The organism is Clostridium sp. (genome assembly GCF_036642255.1).
GTDB lineage: Bacteria > Bacillota > Clostridia > Clostridiales > Clostridiaceae > Clostridium_J.
The window spans coordinates 1-3,198 of the sequence record NZ_JAVWDJ010000106.1; the positions used below are offsets into that span (position 1 = coordinate 1).

2 protein-coding genes are annotated in these 3,198 nt (G+C 32.0%); one reads left to right on the forward strand and one right to left on the reverse strand.

Annotation, left to right across the window (positions count from 1 at the left end; all coding sequences use genetic code 11):
• Positions 1-506 precede the first annotated feature (506 nt).
• Positions 507-1,424 carry a glycosyltransferase family 2 protein gene (locus RR409_RS20945; protein WP_332559716.1) on the reverse strand — a complete coding sequence of 306 codons (918 nt, stop codon included), beginning with the start codon at positions 1,422-1,424 and terminating at the stop codon, positions 507-509.
• Positions 1,425-2,149: 725 nt separating this feature from the next.
• Here RR409_RS20945 and RR409_RS20950 point away from each other — a divergent pair.
• Positions 2,150-3,198 (forward strand): Ig-like domain-containing protein (locus RR409_RS20950; RefSeq protein ID WP_332559717.1); only part of this gene is annotated, 1,049 nt, incomplete at its 3' end.

The following is a 3,198-nucleotide window of genomic DNA, read 5'->3' on the forward strand; positions in this document are numbered from 1 at the left end:
TTGGTTTACAAGTAACATTATACATCTTTGTCCAACCTATATCAAGTAAATTTTACGGGGTAAATTATTCCAACTTTTCCTGTTACACTCCAAGTAAACGTTTATAATTCCAAAAAAATCTTCCTTATTTTTGCTTGTATTTGTTTTATTTTGTATCTGTTACTTATAATTTTATTCTCGGACTATTGTGTATATTCTTTATAGTTTTTAACTTAAGTATATTATTCCTATGATTCCATATTAATCCATAAATTTTCATACATCTAACTTAGTTTCTATTGATTAGAGGTATCTCCTTTATCATTAATTTGGAAAACTGATCAATACCTATTACATTTCTCATTTAGCTTGTTTTTCTCTTTTGATTTTACAAAACACACCTTAATTAAACCTTAAATAATTACCTACAACTTCATTATATTAGATTATAAAAATAGTGTTACATTACCTTTTGGCATACTTCCTTAAAAACTTACCACTATTTATACGAAAAAAACTGGTAAGAGTTAGTTCTTCTTACCAGTTTTTTTAATAAATTTTCTTCCTTCTTTTATACCTTCTTTTAAAGCTTTAGCTTTATCGTTTTTTCCTTTTAAATAATACTGAGTAAGCTTAACTAATCTTGTGCTGTAAAAAAACGTTACAGCCTTTTTGTATCCCTCTTTAGTTACTTTATATTTAAACTTATCCATAAAGATTATTCTATTTCTAGTGTTCCATTTTACTGCAAAAGAAGATTCCTCTCCCCCTGTGGATGCACTAACCTTATGGTAAATTACAGCTCTAGGACAATAGTATATTTTATATCCAGCTTCTTGTACCTTCAAGCTGTAATCTACATCTTCATAGTACATGAAATATTCCTCTGGAAGGAGTCCTACATTTTCTATTACTTCTCTAGGAATTAACATAATGCATCCTGTGGTAAAGGTAACTTCCTTTTCCTTATTAAAGGCTTCACCATCTTTTTCGCCTTCACCATAATGGAAGCCATAGAACCTTTTTAGGTTTATTTCTCCCCCACCGTACCAAATTAAATCTCTTCTACTCTCATAAAGGATTTTGCATCCCACTATTCCTACCTTTTCATGTTTTTCATAACACTTTACCATTTCTTTTAAGAAATCTTTTTCTACTAAGGTGTCATTGTTTAGAAGAAGCATGAAACCACTATTATTTCTCATGGCATATTCTATGCCTAGGTTATTTCCCTTTGCAAATCCTCCATTGTTGGGTGCTTTTATTAAGGTATGTTTATTTCCAATAGCTTCTTTTAAAACTTTATAGGAATCATCAGGGGAATCATTTTCTACTATTATAATCTCATAGTTATCATACTCTATATTTTCTAGACTTTTTATACACTCTAAGGTATCCTTTGTACCTTTGTAATTTAAAAGTATTATGCTGACTTTCTTATCCAATTTGCTTTGTCTCCTTATGCATATTCTTATATTCTTAAGTTGTTATATTGTTATATTCTTATATTTTGTATTGTTGGATTCCTTCATTCCTTCGCTGTATGCTCTAAAATTTCAATTATTAAATTATATAATCTTCCACTATTACTATATTATATACTTCTTTTGTTATAAAACTCCATGGAAAAATAATCAAATTCATTATAAGTAATGCTATAATAGTAGTAACAAAAAATACTATTGGTGATTATTTATAAAGAACAGTTATAGCACAGCTAGAATAAGGCATTATCATGAAAAATCTTGCGAGAACCATCTGAAATTAATTTATAAAAATGCTTATATTGATTTTGGTACAGTTTGCTTGACTGAGCTGTACTGCTATATGTGAATGCCCCTTTTTTTCTCAAGTTTTGGAAACTATTACCGATATATAGCCGTATAAGTATTAGGCATGTTGTGCTACTGTGATAACTAATTTCCTTTTATATATATGTTCCATTAATAAAGTTTTATCTTCCTAACTTTAGGGTTGTTTTAATTAATGAACAAGCTTATTTTGGTAAGCGATCTTGGAAGGAGATTTCATCCCACCAAAATTTCACTTTCTATGAAGGATTCCTACTTAAGAAGCATGGGGGGCTTATCTTTCCAAAATGTCGTAAATTTTAAATTATTGCTGTATAAGTCTTTTGAGACTTATATGGATATATCTTGGAGGTGGTAAATTGAACAAAAGGTGTAAATATGCTTTTAAAAGCATTGCTTTACTTTTTTTCTTTCTATTTTTGTCTTTTCACACTAAAGTCTATGCAGCCATTAATTATACTACTTCAGCCTCAACAGCTGTTAGTAATATAAGTTTTTCTTCTGGCTACCTAGCTCTAAAAGTAGGCGGTAGTACTGGCACTCTTTCTGCTACTGTGCTACCTGCTGAGGCTTCAAATAAAGCTGTAACTTGGAGTAGTAGTGACGAGACTATTGCAAAAATCAGTAGTTCTGGTGTGGTGACCCCTGTTTCTGAGGGGATTGCTGTGATAAAGGTAAAAACCGTAGATGGAGGCCATGAGGATCACTGCATTGTGATGGTGACTAAATATCCTCCTGTTAAAGTAACTGGATTAACCTTATCTCAAAGTCAGGTTACTTTGAAAATGGAAAGTAAGCTTACTTTAACTCCAACTATTAACCCTAGCAATGCTACTAATAAGGAAGTTATTTGGTCTAGCAGTGATGAAGGGATTGCAACCGTTAATGATAAAGGCATAGTAACACCTTTGCTTCCAGGAGTTGCAGTTATTAGAGCTACCACTGTAGATGGTAATTTTTCTACTTTTTCTGTGGTTTATGTGGTTCAAGGAGTTAACAATGTTACTTTAAGTTCAAATAGTTTGAAACTAAAAGTCGGAGATGGTGGAGTAATTCTTACTGCTAAAGTAAACCCAGATAATGTTTCTTTAAAGGAGATTAAATGGACTAGCAGTAATCCGAGTGTAGCTATTGTTGGTTCAAATGGAGTAGTTATTCCTGTATCTAAAGGTTCTGCAGTGATTACAGCTACTTCTCTTCAAGATAGCACTAAATCTGCTAGGTGCAGTGTAACTGTGGATACCTTACCTGTAAAGGTTACTGGAATTACTTTAGATTCTACTCAACAAGGTCTAAAGGTTGGAGGCACTTTAACCTTAAAGCACACTGTGAGCCCAAGCAATGCGGCGAATAAAGCTGTAGTTTGGAGCAGCAGCGATGAAACTATTGCTAAGGTTAGTAATTCTGG